Source organism: Bacillus sp. FSL H8-0492, assembly GCF_038006145.1.
Lineage (GTDB): Bacteria > Bacillota > Bacilli > Bacillales > Bacillaceae_G > Bacillus_A > Bacillus_A mycoides.
In genome coordinates this window covers 3,188,759-3,211,022 of record NZ_JBBOUP010000001.1, presented here as the reverse complement: position 1 = coordinate 3,211,022, position 22,264 = coordinate 3,188,759, and the positions used below count along the sequence as shown (strand labels likewise).

The 22,264-nt window shown below is 33.9% G+C and carries 24 protein-coding genes and 1 pseudogene; 17 read left to right on the top strand and 8 right to left on the bottom strand.

The annotated features are described in order from the left end of the window. Positions 1–68: 68 nt before the first annotated feature. Both MHH66_RS16555 and MHH66_RS16550 read right to left on the bottom strand, forming a co-directional pair. Positions 69–1,034 (bottom strand): patatin-like phospholipase family protein, encoded by a 966-nt coding sequence (locus tag MHH66_RS16555; RefSeq protein WP_063217763.1) that lies wholly within the window; start codon positions 1,032–1,034, stop codon positions 69–71. A gap of 82 nt (positions 1,035–1,116) precedes the next feature. Then, a complete protein-coding gene (locus tag MHH66_RS16550; RefSeq protein ID WP_000540422.1) occupies positions 1,117–1,275 on the bottom strand; it encodes a YjcZ family sporulation protein in 159 nt (52 codons plus the stop codon). Positions 1,276–1,499: 224 nt separating this feature from the next. Between MHH66_RS16550 and MHH66_RS16545 the strand changes: the two genes are divergently transcribed. The 4 genes from MHH66_RS16545 (at position 1,500) to MHH66_RS16530 (ending at position 4,351) form a co-directional block, all read left to right on the top strand. Further along, complete coding sequence (locus MHH66_RS16545; RefSeq protein ID WP_078184743.1) at positions 1,500–2,252, top strand: YwqG family protein; 753 nt, start codon at positions 1,500–1,502, stop codon at positions 2,250–2,252. Between the two features lie 145 nt (positions 2,253–2,397). Next, positions 2,398–3,558 (top strand): transglutaminase domain-containing protein, encoded by a 1,161-nt coding sequence (locus MHH66_RS16540; RefSeq protein ID WP_078184744.1) that lies wholly within the window; start codon positions 2,398–2,400, stop codon positions 3,556–3,558. A 103-nt stretch (positions 3,559–3,661) separates the two neighbouring features. Beyond that, positions 3,662–3,859, top strand: coding sequence for a DUF4083 domain-containing protein (locus tag MHH66_RS16535; protein ID WP_002086113.1), 198 nt, complete (start codon positions 3,662–3,664; stop codon positions 3,857–3,859). Positions 3,860–3,889: 30 nt separating this feature from the next. Beyond that, a complete protein-coding gene (locus tag MHH66_RS16530; RefSeq protein ID WP_078184745.1) occupies positions 3,890–4,351 on the top strand; it encodes an NUDIX hydrolase in 462 nt (153 codons plus the stop codon). A gap of 44 nt (positions 4,352–4,395) precedes the next feature. Here the strand turns inward: MHH66_RS16530 and nadE are convergent, their stop codons facing one another. Next, a complete protein-coding gene (nadE, locus tag MHH66_RS16525) occupies positions 4,396–5,214 on the bottom strand; it encodes an ammonia-dependent NAD(+) synthetase (RefSeq protein WP_002064947.1) in 819 nt (272 codons plus the stop codon). A gap of 264 nt (positions 5,215–5,478) precedes the next feature. On the opposite strand from nadE, the gene MHH66_RS16520 reads away from it, so the two are divergent. From MHH66_RS16520 to MHH66_RS16510, 3 genes are all read left to right on the top strand, one after another. Then, on the top strand, positions 5,479–7,359 hold the full coding sequence (locus MHH66_RS16520) for an ABC transporter permease (protein WP_078184746.1): 1,881 nt from the start codon (positions 5,479–5,481) through the stop codon (positions 7,357–7,359). Between the two features lie 119 nt (positions 7,360–7,478). Beyond that, positions 7,479–7,766: an AbrB/MazE/SpoVT family DNA-binding domain-containing protein gene (locus MHH66_RS16515; protein ID WP_002012401.1), complete on the top strand. Its 288-nt coding sequence runs from the start codon at positions 7,479–7,481 to the stop codon at positions 7,764–7,766. A 286-nt stretch (positions 7,767–8,052) separates the two neighbouring features. After that, a complete protein-coding gene (locus MHH66_RS16510) occupies positions 8,053–9,003 on the top strand; it encodes a serine protease (protein ID WP_063217742.1) in 951 nt (316 codons plus the stop codon). Positions 9,004–9,043: 40 nt separating this feature from the next. Here the strand turns inward: MHH66_RS16510 and MHH66_RS16505 are convergent, their stop codons facing one another. Then, positions 9,044–9,352: an ArsR/SmtB family transcription factor gene (locus MHH66_RS16505; protein WP_001259916.1), complete on the bottom strand. Its 309-nt coding sequence runs from the start codon at positions 9,350–9,352 to the stop codon at positions 9,044–9,046. A 107-nt stretch (positions 9,353–9,459) separates the two neighbouring features. Here MHH66_RS16505 and MHH66_RS16500 point away from each other — a divergent pair, with 107 nt between their 5' ends. Together MHH66_RS16500 and MHH66_RS16495 are read left to right on the top strand one after the other, a co-directional pair. Next, positions 9,460–10,395: an aldo/keto reductase gene (locus tag MHH66_RS16500; RefSeq protein WP_078184747.1), complete on the top strand. Its 936-nt coding sequence runs from the start codon at positions 9,460–9,462 to the stop codon at positions 10,393–10,395. 49 nt (positions 10,396–10,444) lie between these two features. Beyond that, positions 10,445–11,620: an MFS transporter gene (locus MHH66_RS16495; protein ID WP_063217739.1), complete on the top strand. Its 1,176-nt coding sequence runs from the start codon at positions 10,445–10,447 to the stop codon at positions 11,618–11,620. 184 nt (positions 11,621–11,804) lie between these two features. On the opposite strand, the gene MHH66_RS16490 is transcribed toward MHH66_RS16495, so the two are convergent. Further along, complete coding sequence (locus tag MHH66_RS16490; RefSeq protein ID WP_002012407.1) at positions 11,805–12,029, bottom strand: hypothetical protein; 225 nt, start codon at positions 12,027–12,029, stop codon at positions 11,805–11,807. A gap of 84 nt (positions 12,030–12,113) precedes the next feature. Continuing rightward, a complete protein-coding gene (locus MHH66_RS16485) occupies positions 12,114–12,461 on the bottom strand; it encodes a DUF4257 domain-containing protein (RefSeq protein WP_000426320.1) in 348 nt (115 codons plus the stop codon). Between the two features lie 196 nt (positions 12,462–12,657). Here MHH66_RS16485 and MHH66_RS16480 point away from each other — a divergent pair. The 5 genes and pseudogenes from MHH66_RS16480 (at position 12,658) to MHH66_RS16460 (ending at position 17,695) form a co-directional block, all read left to right on the top strand. Beyond that, positions 12,658–13,167, top strand: a pseudogene (locus MHH66_RS16480) (DinB family protein). Positions 13,168–13,349: 182 nt separating this feature from the next. Then, a complete protein-coding gene (gene rsgA, locus MHH66_RS16475; RefSeq protein WP_063217737.1) occupies positions 13,350–14,399 on the top strand; it encodes a ribosome small subunit-dependent GTPase A in 1,050 nt (349 codons plus the stop codon). 208 nt (positions 14,400–14,607) lie between these two features. Then, the gene (locus MHH66_RS16470; protein WP_078184748.1) at positions 14,608–16,590 is read left to right on the top strand and encodes a methyl-accepting chemotaxis protein; all 1,983 of its coding nucleotides are present in this window, start codon (positions 14,608–14,610) and stop codon (positions 16,588–16,590) included. Positions 16,591–16,754: 164 nt separating this feature from the next. Further along, on the top strand, positions 16,755–17,060 hold the full coding sequence (locus tag MHH66_RS16465; protein ID WP_002012413.1) for a hypothetical protein: 306 nt from the start codon (positions 16,755–16,757) through the stop codon (positions 17,058–17,060). Positions 17,061–17,326: 266 nt separating this feature from the next. Then, entirely contained in the window at positions 17,327–17,695 is a 369-nt protein-coding gene (locus tag MHH66_RS16460) for a DUF3979 family protein (protein WP_002141388.1), read from the top strand. Between the two features lie 33 nt (positions 17,696–17,728). On the opposite strand, the gene MHH66_RS16455 is transcribed toward MHH66_RS16460, so the two are convergent. Beyond that, positions 17,729–18,769 carry a YkvI family membrane protein gene (locus tag MHH66_RS16455; RefSeq protein WP_063217736.1) on the bottom strand — a complete coding sequence of 347 codons (1,041 nt, stop codon included), beginning with the start codon at positions 18,767–18,769 and terminating at the stop codon, positions 17,729–17,731. 235 nt (positions 18,770–19,004) lie between these two features. Between MHH66_RS16455 and MHH66_RS16450 the strand changes: the two genes are divergently transcribed. From MHH66_RS16450 to MHH66_RS16440, 3 genes are all read left to right on the top strand, one after another. Further along, positions 19,005–19,448: a Dps family protein gene (locus MHH66_RS16450; RefSeq protein WP_002189346.1), complete on the top strand. Its 444-nt coding sequence runs from the start codon at positions 19,005–19,007 to the stop codon at positions 19,446–19,448. Positions 19,449–19,556: 108 nt separating this feature from the next. Then, complete coding sequence (locus MHH66_RS16445; RefSeq protein WP_078184749.1) at positions 19,557–20,021, top strand: DUF3939 domain-containing protein; 465 nt, start codon at positions 19,557–19,559, stop codon at positions 20,019–20,021. Positions 20,022–20,268: 247 nt separating this feature from the next. Further along, on the top strand, positions 20,269–21,210 hold the full coding sequence (locus MHH66_RS16440; RefSeq protein ID WP_078184750.1) for an alpha/beta hydrolase: 942 nt from the start codon (positions 20,269–20,271) through the stop codon (positions 21,208–21,210). Between the two features lie 52 nt (positions 21,211–21,262). Here MHH66_RS16440 and MHH66_RS16435 read toward each other — a convergent pair whose 3' ends face one another. After that, complete coding sequence (locus MHH66_RS16435; protein WP_002012419.1) at positions 21,263–22,264, bottom strand: LLM class flavin-dependent oxidoreductase; 1,002 nt, start codon at positions 22,262–22,264, stop codon at positions 21,263–21,265.

The window sequence follows — 22,264 nt, the reverse complement described above, 5'->3', positions numbered from 1 at the left end:
TAAGCCTAATAATGTACTATATTATTAGGCTTATTTACTATTAAAGTGTGACAGGGAAAATAATATAATTATGAGTCAAGTTGACGGAAAAATCGATTGGTTTTGCGATCCTGATTTCCATTTCTATATTCATCAACATATTGTCTGAAGTTCCAAGATTGTAAAAACTTATTAGCTGCATTATAACCAGAGTTATAGAGCCATTCTTTCTCTTCTTTAGTTAGTTGAAAATTAGTACTGGTAATGCTTCCTGTTGGAATTGTAATAGTTCTAGCCTTTGATTCTTTATCTAAATGCCGTAAATCATGAGCTTGCATCATCGTTTTAAATAATCCTTTGAACATGGAAATAGGTTCGTCATAGTGGGCGGGATCAGCTTGAATCTCATCTTTTACAAAATGAAATCCAAAGGTAGGCCAGCGAGGAGAAGTCGGTGAATCGAAAATCCAAATTGGGTAATTACTTAAAATACCGCCGTCAACCATATAACAAGGCTGCTTCCATTTTGGTGTTCTCCATTTTACTGGCTCAAAGAAGAAAGGGATTGTACTACTCATTCTTACTGCTTTAGCGATAGAGAAGCGATAATTTAAAAATCCGTAGTTTGGTAAGTCATCGGGAAAAATAACCATTTTACCATTGCTTATATCTGAAGCAATAATTTTGAGTTTATTCAAATCGGGTAAGTCTGTAAACAAATGAATTCCTTTTTTTCTAAGCAGGTCTTCTAGCCATTCTTCGAGAAATACATTTGAATAAATACCTAGAGTAGACCAAGCGCTTAATCCTTTACCAATAAAGGGGATTCTATCAAGAAAAGTTTTTTTAGTGAATTTTTCATAATCAATGTCTGTTACAATCGTTTTTAATTCGGAACAAGAATATCCTGCTGCTAGAAGAGCTGCAATAATAGCGCCGGCTGATGTTCCAGCTACGCGCTCCCATTCATATCCTTTTTCGGCTAACGCGCAAATTGCCCCCACATGCGCAATTCCGCGTACACCGCCTCCTTCAAAAACACCATCAATTTTCATTGAACATACTTCCTTTCTAAAAAATGAAAATGGAAAAAAAGCACGTATTGTACGTGCTTTTTTACAATAGTTTTTAAGTTTACTAGCAGCCTACGAAGCCGCCCCAACAGCTAGCGCCGATGATGATTAGAAGGATAAATAAAACGATTAATAAAGCGAAACCTCCATAACCACATCCACCACAACTACCGCCGTAACCGTAACCACCGCCGTAGCCGCCGCAACTATATCCGTAACCCATGTGGAATTCCTCCTTAAATTAAAAATAAAAATGAACGAGGGGAAAATGTACTGGAAGAAATAAAGAACTATCGTGTTTGTAGGAACAATGTATACTATGCTTTTTTAAACTTGTTCGCGTACGAGGGATAAGCCCGTTTTTTGGAGGGCTTGTTGATTTTACAATGAATGGAGTATAATCTTTGTGCTATGATACAAATAAGTATGTAAATGTAAGGAGAATTTATGGAAAAGAAAATTGAAATATTAATTGATAAATATGAACTAACACATTTGAAACAGGAACTTATTAATACTGTATTTCCTTGTGTAAAAGTTGTGCCAAAACAACAGGAAATAATTACGATAGGCAGTTCGAAAATGGGCGGAGTTCCTGATTTGCCAAATACATTTGAATATCCAACATACAAAGAGAATCCGTTACGTTTCATCGCACAATTTAATTTAAGTGATTTACAAAACGTTGGTATGGAACATAATCTTCCTAAGACAGGGATGTTATATTTCTTTAGTATTGAAAATTACTTTGAAGAAGATGTGGATCCAACCGAAGCCGGACGTGTACTTTATTATGATATCCCTGTAGAGCAATCACGTAGAGCAGATGAAATACAAGCGAAATATAACCAGTGTGCAATTAATTTTGAACTGACATATAAATTGCCAGAACTTTTCATTGAAGATGAGGCGGATTCGGATCGTTTCTTGCAATTACTTGAAGAGCTAATCCCAGACAACTATGATAATCATCAAATGTTTGGAGAACCATTCTCTGTACAAGATGAGGTATTGTACGAGACTGGACAATATATGGGGATAGATCCACAGCAAATGACGCTTTTATTCCAAATTGATTCAGATCATAAAAATTGTAATATGGTTTGGGGAGAATTAGGAATGCTATATTTCTGTATTGGTAATGAAGATTTGAAAAATCGACGTTTTGAAAATACATGTTGTGTGTTACAAACTTGTTAATGAAGAAGGTTGTTCTTGTAAAAAGAACAACCTTTTTACAATGTTAAATATGCATAATCTCATATGACCTATTTTGAAAAGTATTGTATACTCTGAAACTATACGATACTTTTTCGTATAGTTATAGAATGTAAGGAGTGACAAGATGGGAAAGACAAGTAAGTATGTGACAGCTGCCGCACTTTGTTCAACTATAGTAATGGGAGGCTTACAAGCGTCATCTGTATCTTATGCGGCTACGAATCCGACTACAGTGACAACACAATCAGATGCAAAGTTGTTAAATGATTTCAGAAAAGAATTAAAAAAACAGATTGATAATCGTGAAGAAAATATTACAATCGCATATAAAACAAAAGATAGAGATGCTAGAAAGATTATGGACCAATTGTACGGCGAGTTTAATAAAATGGTAGATGCTGATGAGTATGTAAAATATAATGTAGCATCTACTAGGTATTCTATAAAAGGGATGCCAGGGAATTATACGTTTACATTACAAGTGGAGTATCGTGAATCAAAAGAGCAAACACAGTATGTAAAGTCTCAGGCGAAAGCAATTGTAAATTCTATCATTAAACAAGGTATGGATGAACATGAGAAAGTAAAAGCTATTCATGATTACGTTGTAAAATATGTATCTTATGATACGTCTTATCAAGCGTATACAGCGTATGAAGCGTTAGTGAATCGTTCTGCAGTTTGCCAAGGATATACATTATTAACATATCAATTATTGCAAGAAGCAGGTATTCAAAATCATATTGTAACAGGTACAGGGAATGGACAAGCTCACGCATGGAATTTAGTGAACATTGATAACAAGTGGTACCATCTAGATACTACATTCGATGATCCAGTACCAGATAAAGCTGGGCGTGTAACATATTCCTATTTTAATATGTCTGACGAGCAATTAAGCAAAGACCACGAATGGGATCGTAGTAAATACCCAGCGGCAACTACAAGTTACTTTGGTGAATTAACAAACAAAATAAAATCCGGTAGTTCAAAAACTGCTGTATATGAACAAATGTTAAAAGAAACAAATTTAAAATACTTGTCTGCACAATATGGAGCGGAAAATTATAATGAATTTAAGCAAAAGTTACAGCAACAATTTGCTTCCAAGCCAGAAAAAGTAGAAGTACGATATAAGCAGTCAATGGATGGAACGATGCAAGATATAAAGAAAGTATTAAATGAAATAACTTGGCCAAAAGGTGCAAAGCGTGTATCTTATCAAGTTGCGCCATATAGTGCAATGACAGGTTATTCATTAGCGACAATTACATTTACGTATTAAGCAATGAAAAAGAGCATCTGTAAAAGGTGCTCTTTTTATTATGTATTACTTTAAAAAATCAGAATTATGGGATGAAATAAAAGAGGAAGGATGTAGAATCTGAATGAATTTGTTCGAAAGTAGTATTTTTACATTGATATATACTTGTTTAGTAATCGGACTTATCGTTTTGTTTTTCCTATCATTTACATTGTTTGTTAGAAGGTTATTGCAAAACAGCGCTGCAAAAAAACAACATGTGATTAATATGAATCAGAAGTTAGATCGGATTATTGAATTGCTTGAAAAAGATAAGAAATAGCGATAGAAGATGTATGAAAAGGGGAAGAAGATGGCTAATTATATAAAAGAATTACGTGAAAAAGTAGGGCATGATTATGTTATTTTGAATTTTGCAGGTGGTTGTGTATTTAATGAATTTGGTGAAGTGCTTCTACAAAAAAGAGGAGACTTTAATGCCTGGGGATTTCCGGGCGGTGCAATGGAAGTCGGGGAATCTGCGGCAGAAACTGCGATTCGAGAAATAAAAGAAGAAACAGGATATGATGTGGAAATTGATGAGCTCATTGGTGTGTATACGAAATATTTTCAAACATATCCGAATGGAGATCAGGCACAGGCAATTGTAATATTCTTTAAGTTTTCAATCGTTGGAGGGAATACAAAAATAGACGGTGATGAAACGTTAGATTTGCAGTTTTTCCCTTTAGACAAAATGCCGCCATTGCTTAATAAACAACATGAAGATTGCTTGCAGGATTTATTAGAGAAAAGAGTAGGGGTATATCGTTAACGTATAAAAAAGAAGCTAAATGAGATTAGCTTCTTTTTTATGTTCTATTTCCACCAATCATCAAACATTGACGCTGGTACTTGTCTTTTATGTTCACTCACTTTGTAACGCTTCTCGATCTTTTCAGCAACGTCAGCTGGAACGGATTTACCTTCTAAATAGTCATCTAATTGATCGTAAGTAATGCCTAGCTCTGTTTCATCAGCTTGACCTGGTTTTTCATCTAATAAATCAGCTGTTGGCATTTTTAAGTAAAGTCGCTCGTCTGCACCTAATTCTTGTAATAAATCACGTCCTTGGCGTTTCGTTAATCCTGTTAATGGTAATAAATCTGCACCGCCATCTCCGAATTTTGTGAAGAAACCTGTTACAGCTTCAGCAGCATGATCAGTTCCGATAACGAGTAGCCCTTGTTGTCCGCCGATTGCGTATTGTGTAACCATACGGATACGCGCTTTAACGTTCCCTTTATTGAAATCTGTTAATGATTCGCCTAATAAGTTTTCGTATTGATTTGAGAAAGCATCAACTGTTGAAGCGATATCAAAAGCAACAGACTGATCAGCTTGAATAAATTGTAATGCTAATTGTGCATCATCTTCATCTTTTTGTACTTTGTATGGAAGACGTACGGAGATAAACGTTGCGTTACCACCTTCATTACGAACTTCTTCGACTGCAAGCTGTGCTAAACGTCCTGCCAGTGTAGAGTCTTGTCCGCCGCTAATTCCAAGTACAAATCCTTTTGCACCTGTAGTTTTTAAATAATCTTTTAAGAAATCAATTCGTTTACGAATTTCTACTTTCGGATCAATTACAGGCTGAACATGTAATGCTTTCATAATTTGTTCTTGTAATGTCATTATGTTTTCCTCCTATTCATATTAAAGCGGTAAATAAGTTTATATGTATATTGGTACATACTTCTATCCTTTATTATTTCGCAAAACTAACGAATATACAATAGGATGCGTGTATGAATGTAGTCATTATAATGAAACTGTTTTATATAAGCAATTGTTTAAAACCTTTCAATAATGTAAGGTTTTTGTCATTTGAATCGATGGAAGGTATTTCCGAACTTTACTAATATAAAAGTATAGTTAGTAGAAGGGCGGAGAAGTAGTATGAACATTAGAGAACTCGCATTTCGAAATGTAACGCGAAATAGACGAACATACTCAGCTTATTTTTTGAGTAGTGCATTTGCAATTATGGCCTTTTTTGTGTATTCATTTTTTGCGTTTCATCCGGCATTAAGTGCTGGAGAATTAGGACGGTACGTATTCGTAAGTATGTCTTTTGCGCAGTCTATTATTTACTTATTTACATTCTTCTTTATTTTATATTCAATGGGAATGTTTTTAAAAACGAGAAAGCGTGAACTAGGAATTTTAATGATGCTAGGTATGACGAAATATCAATTAAAGCGTCTTATCTTCTTTGAAAATATAATGATTGGAATAGGGGCAATAATTTTTGGGATTCTTTCAGGTATGTTGTTTTCAGGGATATTAATATTTGTAGCTCCGATGATATTAAAACTAGATATCTCTTTATCCTATTACATACCGATGAAAGCGATTGTTGTAACGAGTATTATGTTTTTCGTATTATTTATGATCATTTCATTGTTTAGTGCAGGAATGGTTCGTAAAAATAAAATTATGAAATTGTTTAGAGGATCAGCAGAGGCGAAGCCAGAACCGAAGGCATCTATAATTTCTTCTATATTAGCAGTAGTATTGCTTAGTGCTGGTTATGCAGGAGCTCTTATGTCACATGGTGCAATGGTATTTATAATGATGATTCCTGTTACAACGGTAGTAATTATTGGTACGTATTTGCTGTACAAGCAGTTGAGTGTCTTTATTATTCGATTATGTAAAAAAAGTAAACGTTTCTATTGGGCACAGACAAATATTATTACTTTGTCAGATTTAGCATACCGTATGAGAGATAATGCAAGGATGTTCTTTATTGTAACGATTATTTCAACTGTAGCATTTTCAGCAATAGGTACATTGGTTGGGTTTGCTTCGATGACGAAAGAAATTATGGACAGACCAATTGCGTTTCACTATCAGTCTAAGCAAGATAATAGCAATGAGTCACAGCATCTGAAAATCATTGACGAAGGATTAAAGAAACAAAATATAGCAGCTTCAAAAATAAATATTTCATCGAAAAAAACGGAGGAGCAGTCGTTAAGAAGCGCCATTTTTATAAAAGAATTAGATTATAAAGAATATGCAAAGTTAACAGGAGAACCATTTAATAGTGTATCAAATAAAGAGGCTTTATTTTTGTCAGTCGAAATACCCGGACCACCGATGAAAGAAAGAAAAGAAATTACTTTACCAAATATGAATGAACCTTTAAATGTGAAAAAAGTTAATACTTCTTCATTAAGTAAAATACTAAGAGGTAATGTGTATGTAATCTCTAAAAATCAATATGATTCATTACAAGATGGATTTAAAGAAGAAAAAGATTATATGTATAAAACACAATCCGCGAAAGATGAAATTGAGGTCGGTAAAGAGCTTACGAATCAGATTAAGCCTTATCAAGAACATGCAACGTTTAGTGCAGAAGAGTACGATCAAAATCAAAGTCTACAAATCGCAGGACCCATTTTATTTGTAGGTTTCTTTATTGGTATTGTATTTTTCGTTTGTGCAGGAAGCTTCCTTTACTTCCGTTTATTTTCAGATTTGGAGGACGATACTCGTTTATTTGAAATGATTCGAAAAGTTGGATTGACGAGAGGGGAATTATCGAAAGTAGTCACAATCCGCTTAGCGCTTTTATTCTTCGTTCCAGTTGGAGTTGCAACATTACACGGGGCAGTAGCATTAACTGCGTTAGGACAAATGTTTGAGTACTCACTGTTTAAAGAAAATACAATTGTATTAAGTATTTTCGTAGGTATTCAAGTTGTATACTTCTTAATTATAAGATCGCGTTATTTAAAACAATTGAAAGAAAGATTGAATATTCATTAAATGTGTTTTTTTAACTTTTGTACTATATTTTCTAAAAAGAGTAAGGCATTACCAAATATATAGTGATAAAATGAAAATAGCGAGGTGAAAAAAATAATAGAGAGTAAGGGGGGAGTAACATGAAAGCAACAGGAATTATTCGAAAAGTAGATGAATTGGGACGGATAGTTATTCCTAAAGAATTACGAGATGTATTAGGAATACAAATCAAATCACCACTTGAAATTTTTGTAGAAGAAGACAAAGTCATTTTACAAAAATATCAACCATACAATGCTTGTCAAATAACAGGTGATGTTTCAGATCAAAATATTTCATTAGCAAATGGAAACATTACTGTTAGTATAGAAGGCGCAAAACATGTAATAAAAGAAATTGAGCAGTTTTTGAACAAGAGTAAGATTTAGTCTTAATTTATCCCGCTATTTGTGGGAGTCGGGCTGTCCGTAAAAGCCCCCGATTGGTGAGGGCTAATAATCAGTGGAGATGAACAATCCCCCGCTGATTATAGTTTCACTTTATATTATTCTATTGAAAAACTGAAAAAGAAAAGGACCATAATAGGTCCTTTTCTTTTGTTTATTGAGAAACATTTGAGAGGAAGGGAAATGGAACGAATAAAACGAATGTTAAATCTAAACGCATTCAATAGTGGTCTGAAATGAAAATAATATATTTTCAGGAGGGATTACAATGAATAGTAGTACAGCGAATAAACAAAAAGGCATTAAATTGATTCCGTTTACTGTAAATAAAGTGGTTGAACAAGTAAATGAAATTCCACCAGGTGTACAATTGATTCATGCTCCGCAAGTATGGGAAAAGAGCGCGAAAGGAAAAGATATTGTCGTTGCTGTTTTAGATACAGGCTGTGATGTAAATCATGTAGATTTAAAAGATCGTATTATTGGTGGGAGAAATTTCACAAAAGATTATGAAGGAAATCCCAATATTTATCTTGATAATAATGGGCATGGTACTCATGTATCGGGGACAATTGCAGCGACTGAAAATGGTGTTGGTGTTTTAGGAGTCGCACCACTTGCTAAAATGTTAGTGTTAAAGGTTTTAGCGGGAGATGGTTCTGGGAGTTATGAGCAAATTATTGAGGCCATTCATTATGCAGTAAATTGGAGAGGGCCTAATAAAGAAAGAGTTAGAGTCATTTCAATGTCACTTGGTGGTCCGCAAGATGTACCAGAGTTACATGAAGCTATTCAAAATGCGGTAAAACAAGACGTACTTGTCGTGTGCGCTGCAGGAAATGATGGAGATTGTAACGATGATACGGAAGAATTAGATTTTCCAGGTGCTTATTCTGAAGTAATTGAAGTAGGTGCTGTTAATTTAGAGCGGAAAATTTCATGCTTTAGTAATTCAAATCAAGAAATTGATTTAGTAGCGCCGGGTGATGAAATACTGTCTACGTATCCAGAGGGGAAATATGCGGTATTAAGTGGTACTTCAATGGCGACGCCGCATGTCGCTGGGGCGCTAGCACTTCTCATAAAGCAGTGTGAGAGAGAGTATGGTAGAAAATTATCAGAGCCGGAAATATATGCGCAACTTATAAAAAGGACTGTACCTTTAGGGTATGAACGTACATCTGAAGGGAATGGATTAATAGATTTATTAAAAGAATAGTAATTACTAAAAAACATCTCATATTCATATGAGATGTTTTTTAGTACGGTTCTGTTGCATGTATTACGACGTCTAATAAACCGGGGAATCTAGCATTTAAGTCATCTTCACGAATTGAAATGAAACGTTGTGTGCCTTCAAGGCGTGTATACATAACACCAGATTCACGTAACACTTTGAAATGGTGAGATAAAGTTGATTTCGCAATTGGAATGTTTAACGCGCCACAAGATTGTTCATTTTTCTCTAGTAGCATAGTTACAATTTGTAAACGAATTTGATCGCTAAGTGCGTATAAGACAGAAGAGAATTGAATTTCTTCTCGATTAGGATGATAGAGAGTACGCATTTTTTCACCTACTTGTATAAGTTAATATATTTGCACTATAACATATAAAGTGGTATATTTCTATTGTTCGAATATAATCGAACAATAGAAATATAGGGGGATAAAAAATGAAGTATACAAAATTGCAAAAGGCAGGACTAAATATTTCGAAGTTGGGGTTAGGAACAAACGCTGTTGGGGGACATAATTTATATGCTGATGTGAATGAGGAAGAAGGAAAAAGATTAATAGAAGAAGCAATTCAGCAAGGGATTACATTTTTTGATACAGCAGATTCATACGGTTTCGGTAGATCAGAGGAATTGGTAGGAGAAGTATTAAAAGGAAAACGCCACGAGTTTGTACTTGCTACAAAAGGTGGAATTCAGCCGTTATTAAATGGAGAGGTTCATATTAATAATGAACGAAGCTATTTAAGAAATGCTGTGGAAAATAGCTTAAGAAGATTACAAACTGATTATATTGATTTATATTATTTACATTTTACAAATCCTGAAACAAGTTACATAGATTCAATTGGAGAACTTACTCGCCTAAAAGAAGAAGGGAAAATTCGTTCAATTGGAATATCTAACGTAAATGTAGAGCAACTAAAAGAAGCGAATCAGCACGGACATATAGATGTTGTACAATCACCATATAATATGTTGGATCGTGCTGCTGGGGAAGAACTTTTGCCATATTGTATAGAATCAGGTATTTCATTTATTCCGTATGGGCCTCTTGCCTTTGGGATACTAGGCGGTAAATATACAGAACATTTCAAATTAGATGAAGGGGATTGGCGTCAAAGTGTAAATCTATTTGAAGCAAATACATATAAGAGTAACTTTAAGAAAGTTGAGAAGTTAAAAGATTTATCTAAAGAAAAGAATCTCGAAGTATCGCATTTAGCTTTAGCGTGGTTATTAAACAAAAAAGGAATTGATACTGTTATTCCTGGCGGGAAGCGGGCAGAGCAAATAAGAGAAAGTGTAAGAGCAGTGGATGTTTCATTGAATGAAAAAGTTATGAAAGAGATTGAATCTATTTTAGAAGATTAGTTAAAAAGAGGGATAGTTCCCTCTTTTTATATAAAAGGAGAAGGTTTAAATGAAAAGAGTGCTAGCTGTATTCTTTACGATAATGTTTATGATTGGTACAGATACTTTCTTAATTTCACCACTTTTGCCGACATTACAACAGGTGTATCATGTATCAACTGAATTATTAGGATGGATGGTGAGTTCATATGCTTTAGGATACGCTGGATTTGCGCTTATCGCTGGTCCTATATCAGATGGCTTAAACAGAAAAAAATTGATGGTATTAGGAATGAGTTTTTTTGCATTAAGTACATTTTTGTGTGGAATGGCACCGAGTTTTTTATGGATGCTAACATTTAGATTTTTAGCAGGTGTAAGTGCAGCTTTTGTATCTCCACAAGTATGGGCATCTATTCCGCTCCTTATAGAGAAGAAGCAAATTGTAAAAGCAATTGGAATTGCAACAGCAGGGTTATCAATCTCCCAAATTTTAGGCCTGCCAATTGGAGCATATTTAGCAACGATACATTATACAACACCATTCTTCGTCATTGGTATATTATCAGCACTACTTGTCGTTCTTATTTATGTAGTATTACCGGAAATACAACCGGTTCATATAGGTGGAAGTAAAACAAACATCTTAAAGCGCTATAAACAATTACTTACAGATTCAAAGGTTTCACTTTCTTATTTTGCATATTTTGTTTTTCAAACTGGTAATTTTGCTGCATTTTCATTTTTTGGTGTATGGCTTTCCATTCAATTTGGCTTACAAGTCCATGAAATAGGAACAGCTATGCTCGTATTAGGGTTAGGAAATTTAACAGGGAATATTTTTGGCCCAAGAATCGTAAATAAAATTGGCTATAACCTTTCTTTCTATGGTGGAATTGTATTTACAGCTGTGCTATATGTATTACTTCCTCATGTAAAAAACATTATATTTGTGGAGTTATTATTCTTTGTTTTATTTTTTGTGACAGGAATTTTGTTTGTATTGATGATGGGGCGCTTACAAAATATGTCTAGTATAGCAAGAGGAACAGGAGCCGCTCTTGCTAATGCTTCTATGTATATTGGCCAAATGATTGGAGCGGCAATAGCAGGAATGTTATTTGCAGCATCTCACAATTTTATACTTGTAGGTAGTTTTACTGCGTTACTATATATAGGAGCTTTATTTTTGTTTAGAAAAAGTGAAAAGCTTAGTGAAGATAGTGAAACAGGAATTGCATCATAAAGCCTTTAAAAATAAATCGGGGAAATCCCAAAAAATAAAAATCCCTAAAGAGATAGGGATTTATATATCGGCATATAGTTCCTTGGAAAAGGATATACTTAGTTTAACATATAGGAATACTTATATTTGTGAAATAGATGTGAAAGTAATGTGAAAAATGCCGTAATAAAAAGCACTGTTTTAGCTAAAACAGTGCTTTTCGTTTAGATTGAACTGTTGCCGCATTTTCATCATGTATTCCTGCTTCTTCAATAATTCGTTTTTTTACTTTATTTAATAGATGGTCTACTGCCTCACCAAAATAGTTAGCTTCGCTTTTTGTGCGGGCTTCTCGTAAACATTTATAGTTTTCTAGCAGTTCCTCTTTTTCGGTGTTTGTTAAGAAATCTTCTATTTTCTTTTTTGTCATACGAAACACCCTTTCTTCTGACAAACGACGCAATAGAAAATATTTATTTTTTATTATAACAATAATTTTTAGAGAAAGTATAGACTAACGTCGTAATAGTTTGTCAATTTCTTGGATTTTCTCATCAGCTTTCCCAATTTGCGTATTTTTAGCCTGTTCACCACCAAGAGCTTGGTGAAGTAAAAACGTTTGACCGGAAATAGCGGTCACAATGGAGACTTTTATAATTTCTTTTATTAAGGTGACATCGAATAAAACGAGTCCAAGAAGTGCGGCGAGGCTACCTGTAAAAATATCAGTTAAAAATCCAAAATGAAAAAAAGTTTTTAAACGGCGTGGAAGCAATAACTTGCCTTGGTTATTGATTAGATGGGAAACGAAGCCAGTAATGCCACCAACGAGAACTGCGGTTAGCCATTGATACATTTCCATCGAATCCACTCCTTTTAGTGAATAAGATTCGATAATTTTATATTGATTCCTTTTAATATTTCATATAAGCATATTGAGAAAGTTTGTTTAGGTTTATTCCGTATTCAATTTAATTATAACAGAAAAATCTGATATAATTCAGTCTATTATATGAAGCGGTTATTCCTTAATATGAATGTAGAAAGGGGTGCGTGATATGAATATAGATTATCGAATAAGAAGTGTAGATGGTTATACAAAAAATATAGGGGGATTAGTAAGCATGCTGGAACATTACAGGAAATAAACGAGCTATCAGTTGAGCAATTAGATTTAATTATGCCGAGTGGAGGGAATTCCATCGGAGCGTTACTAAAGCATATAGCAGCTATTGAAAAAGCACATCAGCTTATTTCATTTCAAAAGCGTGACTTTACAAAAGAAGAATTAGAAATATGGGAAGATGCACTGTATTTAGGGGAAGCAGGGAAATCTATTCGTGGCTATGACATACCGTATTATGTACAACTTTTGCAAAAAGTGAGAGAAGAAACACTAAAGTGTTTGAGTGAACAGGATGACGAATGGCTAATGTTAGAAAGAAAGTGGCCTAATGGCGTAGCTTATAATCAGCACTACCTTTGGTTTCATATGCTAGAAGATGAAATTAGTCATCGCGGACAAATTAAAATGCTAAAAAAAGTTATTTGAAAATTACGTTAAATAAGGTAGCTTTTTAATGGGATATTCCATATAATGAGAGTAATTAAAATTAGAACGGGGTGATGTATTATGGCGAAATTAACTTATATGAATAATAAACCAAATACAAAGGTGGACGGAAAGGGCGATACTCTATAAGTGAGCGCACAATCCTTCCACTAAGTTCAAACTAGGGAGGATATCAATTTGGATCAAAATATTTTAGAATCTTTCGGATGGGATTCTTTTTTTGAAGAACAAGCTGTAGAGAACTATGAAGTAGGGCGTATTTTACTTGAGCATAAGCATATATATCGGATTATTTGTAATGATGGTGAATATGTAGCGGAACTGTCTGGGAAGTTTCGTCATGAAGCGTTAACGAAGGGAGATTATCCGGCAGTTGGGGATTGGGTATATATAAAGAAAATAGAAAATGAGAAAAAGGCAATTATTCACCGTATTTTTCCGAGAAGAAGTTCTTTTTCAAGACAAGAAGCTGGTAACAGAACTGAAGAACAAATTATCGCAACAAATGTAGATTATCTATTTTTAGTGAATGCACTTAACCATGATTTTAACGTAAGAAGGTTGGAGCGTTATTTACTATTAGCGTATGAAAGTGGTGCAATGCCTGTTATTGTTTTAACAAAAAGTAGTTTATGTGAAGATGTGGAACAAAAAATTGTAGAAACGGAAGCTGTTGCAATTGGTGTTCCGGTCTTCGTCGTCGATAGTTTAGAGCATAGAGGTATTGACTCATTACAACAATTTGTTGCTTCAGGAAAAACAATTGCTTTAGTCGGCTCATCAGGGGTTGGAAAATCTACTTTGTTAAATGCACTCGTAGGAATTGAGATAGCGAAAACGGGAGATATACGTGAGGAAGATAGTAAAGGGCGGCATACGACAACTCATCGTGAGCTGTTCCAATTACCGAGTGGCGGTTTAGTAATTGATACGCCTGGTATGAGGGAACTTCAGCTTTGGGAAGGAAGCACGGCAATTCAAACTACATTTTCCGATATTGAAGATCTTGCAAATACTTGCCGCTTTCGAGATTGTAAACATGAAGGTGAACCAGGATGTGCAGTGCGAAATGCTATAGATAACGGAACTATACCCGTAGAGCGCTTACTAAGCTATAAAAAGCTGCAAAGAGAATTGGCATATGTTATGAGAAAACAAAACATTACTCTGGCAAGGGCGGAACGAGATAGATGGAAGAAGATTTCTAAACAACATAAAAAAATGTAAAAAACCAAAGGACTATTCCTTTGGTTTTTTGTATTTGTAAATTTTATAATAATATTATTCATATATATAGACAAAGGGGGGATATTTGTTTAAACTTTACAAGGTGTTTATCAAAAACGAATTGTAAAAATAGAGGATAGGGAATGGGATATATTCATAATTGGTTATTTATCTTTAAAACTTAATATTTAAATGTAGGAGGTTTATAATGAGTAAACTGTTAAGGTGGTTTCGAGATATAAAAGTAGCAAAAAAGCTATTAATTTCATTTTTGATAATTTTAATTGCGGCTGTCTCTATTATTGGAGGAATGTCTTATCAAACGGCTAAAAAGAATTTTGAATCACAAATTACGAGTAGTGCTCACGATAATATAAAAATATTAGATAATTTAATCAATCAAATGATTGAGGCGAAATTTAACGAAGTAAATAACTTTGCACGAGTGATTCATAGTGATATGTATCAAGGAGATAATCAAGATGAATTAAGAAAGGTATTATCTCAATATATTAATTTAAATAAAGATATTGAACAAGTATATGTTGCCGGCAATGATAAGAAGTTTGTGCAAGAACCAAATATACAAATGGCAGCAGATTATGATCCAACAACTCGTTCTTGGTATAAAGATGCAGTGAGTAAACAAGGTGGAATCGTGGTCACTGAACCGTATAAGGCGAAAGGAAATGGACATATTGTCGTAACGATCGCAAAACAAACAGAAGATAAAAATGGTGTTGTTGCGGTAGATTTAAGTTTAGAGAATTTATTGAAAACAACAAAGTTAATCAATATTGGTAAAAAAGGATATACTTTCATTTTAGATGGAAAACAAAAAATAATTGCGCATCCTCAAGAAAAACCAGGAGATAAAGCAGCTGATTCTTGGGCAAAGAGAATTTACGAAGATAATCAAGGCACTTTTTCATACACGTATGATGGTAGTGAAAAGAAAATGGTATTTGCTACAAACTTAAAAACAGGTTGGAAAATCGTTGGAACGATGTACTCAAATGAAGTAATTGAAGCTGCTCAGCCTGTATTTTATAATATGTTAATTGTTATGCTTATTTCATTAGTTGTAGGAGGGGCACTTATTTATTTCGTAACTCTTTCTATTACAAAACCTTTAAAGAGATTAGTTGCCACTTCTAAAGAAATAAGTGAAGGAGATTTAACGCAAACAATTGAAATTAATTCAAACGATGAAATCGGTCAACTTGCAAAAGGTTTTAATGAAATGACAGATTCACTAAGAACGTTAATTGGAAGAATTAATACTTCAGCAGGGCATGTTGCAGCTGCATCTGAAGAGTTAACAGCAAGTGTGAGACAAGCGAGTGAAGCGACTGAACAAATTACATCAGCAATGGATGAAATATCAAGTGGTGCAACGACGCAAACAGCAAGCGTAGAAAATGGTGCTATGTTACTGTTTGATGTAACAGAAGGGATTCAGCATGTAGCAAATAGCTCATCATCTATTAATACTGCTTCTGCTCACACTCGCGAAAAAGCAGAAGATGGTGGAAAGCTAGTTGGAAAAACAGTAAATCAAATGCAATCTATTGCGGAATCTGTTTCACAGTCAGATGCTGTTATTCAGTTGTTGAATAACAAATCAAAGCAAATTGGTGATATTTTAGAAGTTATTCAAAATATTGCAGATCAGACAAATCTTCTAGCTTTAAATGCAGCAATTGAGGCTGCAAGAGCTGGTGAGCATGGAAGAGGCTTTGCAATTGTTGCTGATGAAGTACGAAAATTAGCAGAACAATCTAGTGTATCATCAAGTGAAATTAGTAAATTAATTTGTGAAATACAAGATGATATGAGTAAGACAGTAAAATCTATGAATAATGTAAATGAAGAAGTGCAATCTGGACTTGTTATCGCAAGTGAAACAAAACAAAATTTCACTGAAATTTTACAATCTACAAATGAAATTGCTGACCAAATTAAAACGATGGTTGAAACAGCTAATGGGATGTCAAAAGGTGCAAATGAAGTATCTATTTCGGTTGGTCAAATTGCTATGACGGCACAAAATAATGCGACGAGTACACAAAGTGTTGCAGCGTCAGCTGAGGAGCAGTTAGCTTCTATGGAAGAAATTGGTTCTGCGGCTGGTATACTATCTCAAATGGCTGAAGAGTTACAAGTATTAATTGAAAGATTTAAAGTATAAAAAGGGGAGGCTGTCTCAAAATAGCATTAGTGCTATTAGAGACAGTCTTTTAGCTGATAAACGGATTAGAGGTTCAATGTATTTAATGTTTGTCGAAAAATAGAGGAATTTGTTAAGCGGGTGTATAATTAATATAATATAGACTACGTTTAAAGGAGATCAGTATGGGAGTGTATTGGGGAACGAAAAGACATTCTTGGCTTAGCTATGTCTCGTTTTGGTTAAGCATTTTATTCTTTGTTGCTTTTTTAATTGAAGTGTTTGTATTTAAAACACTTTCAAATAGCTCATTACAAATCGTTAAATACTTTTATTTTATATTTGTTCCATTAAATATCATTCTTAGTTTAAGGTTATTATTTAAGAAGAATGAAAAGAAAATATTACCGATTTTTAGTTTAATTGTATCACTATTATTTGCAAGTTTGATTATAGTGTTAGCATTAGCAGCTACAGGAAAAGTTTTATGAGGAGAGTGATATAAATTACTCTTCTTTTTTGTGGTTTTTTAAGAGTTATAAGTAGTGTGTAGGAAATAAGGAAAGTGATAAGTTATCAGTAAGAGGACGTACTAGTGAATAGAGAGTGAACTGAAAATACTATATGTTTTGTATGTGTTTATAAAGCAAATGAATGCAGTAAGATTCGTGATATATGGTACAATAAACATGGATAGTGATAGAGATAAAGGGTATATAAAATACTCATCGTTTTTTAGTAAGAGAGGGGTTATCTTATGCTATACGAGGATTTGATGACATTATTCCAAGCTGCTCCGATAGAATTAGATAGAGGCGGCTGGAAATATATAATCCAGGAACAAAATGATAATTATGAAATTGTTGATGAAATGTTAAAAAAGCAAATGAATGTTGAATTGTATTTTAATGAGTATGATGAGGTGAAAATCACTTTATATAAAGATGGAAGCCCTATTACTACTATGCAAAGAATTGCTATTTCAAAAGTTGAGTTGGATGAAGAGGAAGACGGCATTCAATTCGTATTGGAACGCATGCCAAGTCGAATGATTCGTTTGCAATTAAAGCCATATCTTGCAGTAGAAATGGGGCCGTACTGGGAAGTATGTGAAGAATGTGAATGAAGATGAAAAACATCCGTATACACGGATGTTTTTTTATGTTTTTTGAAGTTGTTTAAAGGCAATAATCGGTAGTAAAATGATGCTCACCCAACCGATAATAGGGTATAGAATATGAAGTAATTCACTATATCCAATGAAACTAAAGCAATAACTAATTAGTAATATGAAGTAAATAATGTTATTACTTTTCCATCCGGTAATGGATTGCATTTGTTTTGTCATTCCGAATATATTCCCAACTAATGTGGTGAATACTTCACCAAAAATGATAAGAACAAAGAAAAAATGGAAAGTTGCATTAAACCTTCTTACAACTTCAGCCATTGGGATGTTATATTGATAAAATTGTTCAACTGATAATATTGCTAGATGGCTACATAATAAAATAAAGCAAAGCCCCGCGCCGCCTAAAATACCACCCCATAAAATAGCTTTTCGATCTTTTACTTCACTGGCCAATGGGACGAGAACACTTTGGGCGAGAGACAGATTTAATGCAACATATGTAATAGGGCTAGTAATCCATTTCATATTCCAACTTTCTGTAGGAACGGTGTCAATAATAGGAGTTGTACCATGAATAAAGGTTGTAATAGCAAGTCCGATAATGAAAATCATCATAATAGGTACGACAAGTGTATTCACTTCAAAAACACCTTGTAATCCCCGGCTCCCAATAATGAGGCAGGCGATGACTGTGATGAAAATACCAAGTTGTCTTGGGAGACGAAGTTGTTCTTCAAATACTGCCCCGGCTCCTGATAACATAACGCTAGTTACGCCAAATAATACGAGTAATAATAAAGTATTTACGACATTTCCAAATACATCCCCAAATAAATAGTTATTAAATTCTTGCGCTGAAAATGCCCCGATTTGTGATGAAAGTAACATCATTTTTGTACCGAGCCAAATAAAAAAAAATCCACTTATACATATGCCAATGGTTCCGTACAATCCGTTAACTGTAAAAAATTCGACAATTTCTCGCCCAGTAGCAAATCCAGCTCCAACGACCGTTCCGATATAAGTAGCAGCGACTTTCTTTGCTACTTGCCATTGTTGATTGTCCATGTTATCCCTCTTTCTTCTATGATGAGCTTGACTTACTATTATGCATATGTGTGAGCTTGGACAATTAGACATATGAAGTAGTTGAAAGGATACATGAATTATATGATATTAGGGAAATATTAAGGTTGTTAAAACTTTGTTACATAAAAGCTGTTCATTCAAAAAAATAGGGAATGTATGGTAAAATGAAGTTAGGTCATTAAAAGATAGTAACATGATAAGAGGAGTGGATTGTATGAGTACGAAAACGAATGTTGTTGAAGTATTAAACAAGCAGGTAGCAAACTGGAATGTATTATATGTCAAACTGCATAATTATCATTGGTATGTGACAGGACCGCACTTCTTTACATTACATGAGAAATTTGAAGAGTTTTATAATGAAGCAGGAACATACATTGATGAGTTAGCAGAGCGTATTTTAGCGTTAGAAGGAAAACCGTTAGCGACAATGAAAGAGTATTTAGCAACTTCAACTGTAATCGAAGGGACAAGCAAAGAGTCTGCAGAAGAAATGGTGCGAATTTTAGTAAACGATTTTTCTGCACTTATTCAAGAATTAAAAGAAGGTATGGAAGTAGCTGATGAAGCTGATGATGAAACATCGGCTGATATGCTATTAGCAATTCATACGACATTAGAACAACATGTATGGATGTTAAGTGCATTCTTAAAATAAACATAAATGGATTAAAGAAAAACTCTATTGAAAAATTCTTTCAATAGAGTTTTTTATAATTTTTCAGTTTTCTTTTATGCTATAATATAGTAAAAAGGAGGCGATACAATGTTTTGCTTTTTTAGAACTGGAAAAGAAGATAGGGAAATTACGAAAGATGAATTAGAACAAGCGATGGCGAAGTTTCTAGAAACGAATGCTAATATCGTTTATACAGTTTTAGTAAATGATGATTACACAGTAAATTATGATTTGTTAAAGCCCTATTTACCTGCATTTCCAACAAATTTTTTTCTGATAACGAAGGAAACGCTTGAAGTATTTGAACATACAGAAGAAAATTTAAACCTAGTTAAAGAAATTGATATCGTACAAAAGGCCGTAGATCAATATGTAACAGAAAAAGAAATGTTCCCAATTGTTGAAGATAGCGAAGATCGCCTCATATGCGGAGTGAAGCTAGGACCATATTTAAATCGTATATTAAAAAGAAACTTATATATTTCAGAAAAGCATTATTTAGTTTCAAGTAAACCGGATAAGAAAAAAAAGAATAGTGGGCAGATGTTATGAGAACAACAATAATATTATTGTTGTCTTTTTTTTATTAAAATATTGATTTTTCAGTTTATTTAACTTTATACTACAACTAGTGGATAGGAAGGAGTGGTGTATTATGCGTATACATACATTAACTATTAAATATCATTCTGAGAATCAGGTATTGTTAAGTTAAATTGTAGAATTTAACTATTTATACCGTGACCCTAGAATGATAGGAAGATTGGAGAAGCAATTATTATAAAAGGGGAATTCCTATATGGAAAATAATATGACTTATATTAAGTTATTAAATGAAACGTTACATTGTTATGCAAATAAAGGAAGTTTTGAAGCGTATTCTTATATAATGAATAATGCTAAAGATGTAAGGGGTAATGAAGCACAAATATATAATTTTAAATATGCATTAGCAAGTGCAGCAGGACTTGAAGAAGAAGCGTTGCATTTAATGAAGAAAGCAATTATAGAAAATGGATTTTGGTACGGAAGTGAGTATTTAATTTCCGATGATGATTTAAAACCACTACATAAATTTGAAGAGTTTCATAGAATGGTTCAATTATGTAAAGAAAGAGAAGAATTAGAAAAGAAATCGGAACAAGCAGACGTGAAATATAAATACAGCAAACAAAATGAAAATCTACTAATAACACTGCATGGGGATCAAGAAAATATACAAATAATAGAACCATATTGGAACTCTGTAATGGAACAAGGTTTTATGCTGGCATTGCCTCAATCTTCCCAAATTCAATTTTCAGATGGGTATGTTTGGGATAATATCGAAAGAGGAAGAGAAGAGTTAAAAGGACATTACAATAAGATTAAAGTGAATAAAACATTTGGGAATATTATTATTGGTGGCTTTTCTGCTGGGGCAAGAGTAGCGTTACATTCCATGTTACAAGGTGAAATAGAAGTGAACGGTTTTATTTTTGTGGCACCGTGGCTCCCGGAAATGGAAGAATGGGAAGAAATGATTGGAATATTGCATGATAAAAGCATAAAAGGATATATAATATGTGGGGATCAAGATGAAGATTGTTTTGAAGGTACACAGCAATTTGTAAAGTTATTAAAGGATAAAAATATAGAACATAAGTATAAAGTTGTGCCTAACTTAAATCATGATTACCCTCATAATTTTGATGAGTTATTAAAAGAAGCTATTGAATATATAGGAAGCAAAAATAATTGATTGGTAGTAAGAAAAGGAGATGCATCATATGTGATGCATCTCCTTTTCGTTATTATAAATTAAAAGCATCTGCCAATAGGCGATAAGAGTTTAATTTATGTTCAAATTGATGAGTAATCGTGACAATCATAAATTCGTCAGTATTATACGCTTTGCTTAAGTTTAATATTTTTTCTTTCACAGAAGACGGATCACCGACAATCATACGTTGACGATTTTCTTTTATGCGGAATAGATCATAAGCACTATACGAATAATTTTGAGCAGTTTCAATAGAAGGAGTACCAGTAGTCCGTTTTCCTTGTTCTAATAGTAAAATCGATAAATCAAGGCTTGATGCAATCTTCTCCGCTTCTTCATTTGTTTCTCCGCAAATAACAAAAATAGATACGATTGATTTTGGTTTATCACCTAAATAGGAAGGTTGGAATTGTTCTTGGTAAGCCTTCATTACTTCAGGGCCACCGTATCCGTTAATGAACTGTGCAAATGCAAAAGAAGCGCCTTGCTTTGCGGCAATCATTGCACTTTCTCCGCTAGATCCGAGCATCCACATTTCAGGAGATGTTGGGATAACTGGAGTAGCCTTTAAGTTTGCATAATGATGGTTTTCTGGTACTTGATCATGTAAGTACATAGCAACATCTGCAATTTGTTCTGGATATTGATCAAGTGAGACCATTTTACCTTCTTGAAGTGCGCGAGTTGCTATCGGCATACCACCAGGCGCTCTCCCGACACCAAGGTCGATGCGGCCCTTATAAAGTGCTTCTAAAACGCGGAAATTCTCGGCAACTTTATATGGACTATAATGTGGCAGCATAACACCACCAGAACCAACTCTAATACGGTCAGTTTTCGCGGCAATATGTGAAATGAGTATTTCTGGACTTGAACCAGCTAAGCTAACTGAATTATGGTGCTCGGATACCCAAAAACGTGTGAATCCGAGTTTCTCAACTTCTTGTGCAAGCGTAACTGTATGCGAAATAGCTTGGGCTGCTGTGCTACCATCTGAAATAGGTGATTGGTCTAATACACTTAATTTGATCAT

Bases quoted from the DNA above. Each gene is read 5' to 3' on its own strand.
- MHH66_RS16470 (WP_078184748.1), top strand. From the start codon at position 14,608: ATGAGTAAACTGTTAAGGTGGTTTCGAGATATAAAAGTAGCAAAAAAG.
- MHH66_RS16515 (WP_002012401.1), top strand. From the start codon at position 7,479: ATGAAAGCAACAGGAATTATTCGAAAAGTAGATGAATTGGGACGGATA.
- MHH66_RS16460 (WP_002141388.1), top strand. From the start codon at position 17,327: ATGCTATACGAGGATTTGATGACATTATTCCAAGCTGCTCCGATAGAA.
- nadE (WP_002064947.1), bottom strand. From the start codon at position 5,214: ATGACATTACAAGAACAAATTATGAAAGCATTACATGTTCAGCCTGTA.
- MHH66_RS16455 (WP_063217736.1), bottom strand. From the start codon at position 18,769: ATGGACAATCAACAATGGCAAGTAGCAAAGAAAGTCGCTGCTACTTAT.
- MHH66_RS16510 (WP_063217742.1), top strand. From the start codon at position 8,053: ATGAATAGTAGTACAGCGAATAAACAAAAAGGCATTAAATTGATTCCG.
- MHH66_RS16500 (WP_078184747.1), top strand. From the start codon at position 9,460: ATGAAGTATACAAAATTGCAAAAGGCAGGACTAAATATTTCGAAGTTG.
- MHH66_RS16495 (WP_063217739.1), top strand. From the start codon at position 10,445: ATGAAAAGAGTGCTAGCTGTATTCTTTACGATAATGTTTATGATTGGT.
- MHH66_RS16535 (WP_002086113.1), top strand. From the start codon at position 3,662: ATGAATTTGTTCGAAAGTAGTATTTTTACATTGATATATACTTGTTTA.
- MHH66_RS16520 (WP_078184746.1), top strand. From the start codon at position 5,479: ATGAACATTAGAGAACTCGCATTTCGAAATGTAACGCGAAATAGACGA.
- MHH66_RS16435 (WP_002012419.1), bottom strand. From the start codon at position 22,264: ATGATCAAATTAAGTGTATTAGACCAATCACCTATTTCAGATGGTAGC.
- MHH66_RS16490 (WP_002012407.1), bottom strand. From the start codon at position 12,029: ATGACAAAAAAGAAAATAGAAGATTTCTTAACAAACACCGAAAAAGAG.
- MHH66_RS16440 (WP_078184750.1), top strand. From the start codon at position 20,269: ATGGAAAATAATATGACTTATATTAAGTTATTAAATGAAACGTTACAT.
- MHH66_RS16550 (WP_000540422.1), bottom strand. From the start codon at position 1,275: ATGGGTTACGGATATAGTTGCGGCGGCTACGGCGGTGGTTACGGTTAC.
- MHH66_RS16555 (WP_063217763.1), bottom strand. From the start codon at position 1,034: ATGAAAATTGATGGTGTTTTTGAAGGAGGCGGTGTACGCGGAATTGCG.
- MHH66_RS16450 (WP_002189346.1), top strand. From the start codon at position 19,005: ATGAGTACGAAAACGAATGTTGTTGAAGTATTAAACAAGCAGGTAGCA.
- MHH66_RS16505 (WP_001259916.1), bottom strand. From the start codon at position 9,352: ATGCGTACTCTCTATCATCCTAATCGAGAAGAAATTCAATTCTCTTCT.
- MHH66_RS16545 (WP_078184743.1), top strand. From the start codon at position 1,500: ATGGAAAAGAAAATTGAAATATTAATTGATAAATATGAACTAACACAT.
- MHH66_RS16530 (WP_078184745.1), top strand. From the start codon at position 3,890: ATGGCTAATTATATAAAAGAATTACGTGAAAAAGTAGGGCATGATTAT.
- MHH66_RS16465 (WP_002012413.1), top strand. From the start codon at position 16,755: ATGGGAGTGTATTGGGGAACGAAAAGACATTCTTGGCTTAGCTATGTC.
- MHH66_RS16540 (WP_078184744.1), top strand. From the start codon at position 2,398: ATGGGAAAGACAAGTAAGTATGTGACAGCTGCCGCACTTTGTTCAACT.
- MHH66_RS16485 (WP_000426320.1), bottom strand. From the start codon at position 12,461: ATGGAAATGTATCAATGGCTAACCGCAGTTCTCGTTGGTGGCATTACT.
- MHH66_RS16445 (WP_078184749.1), top strand. From the start codon at position 19,557: ATGTTTTGCTTTTTTAGAACTGGAAAAGAAGATAGGGAAATTACGAAA.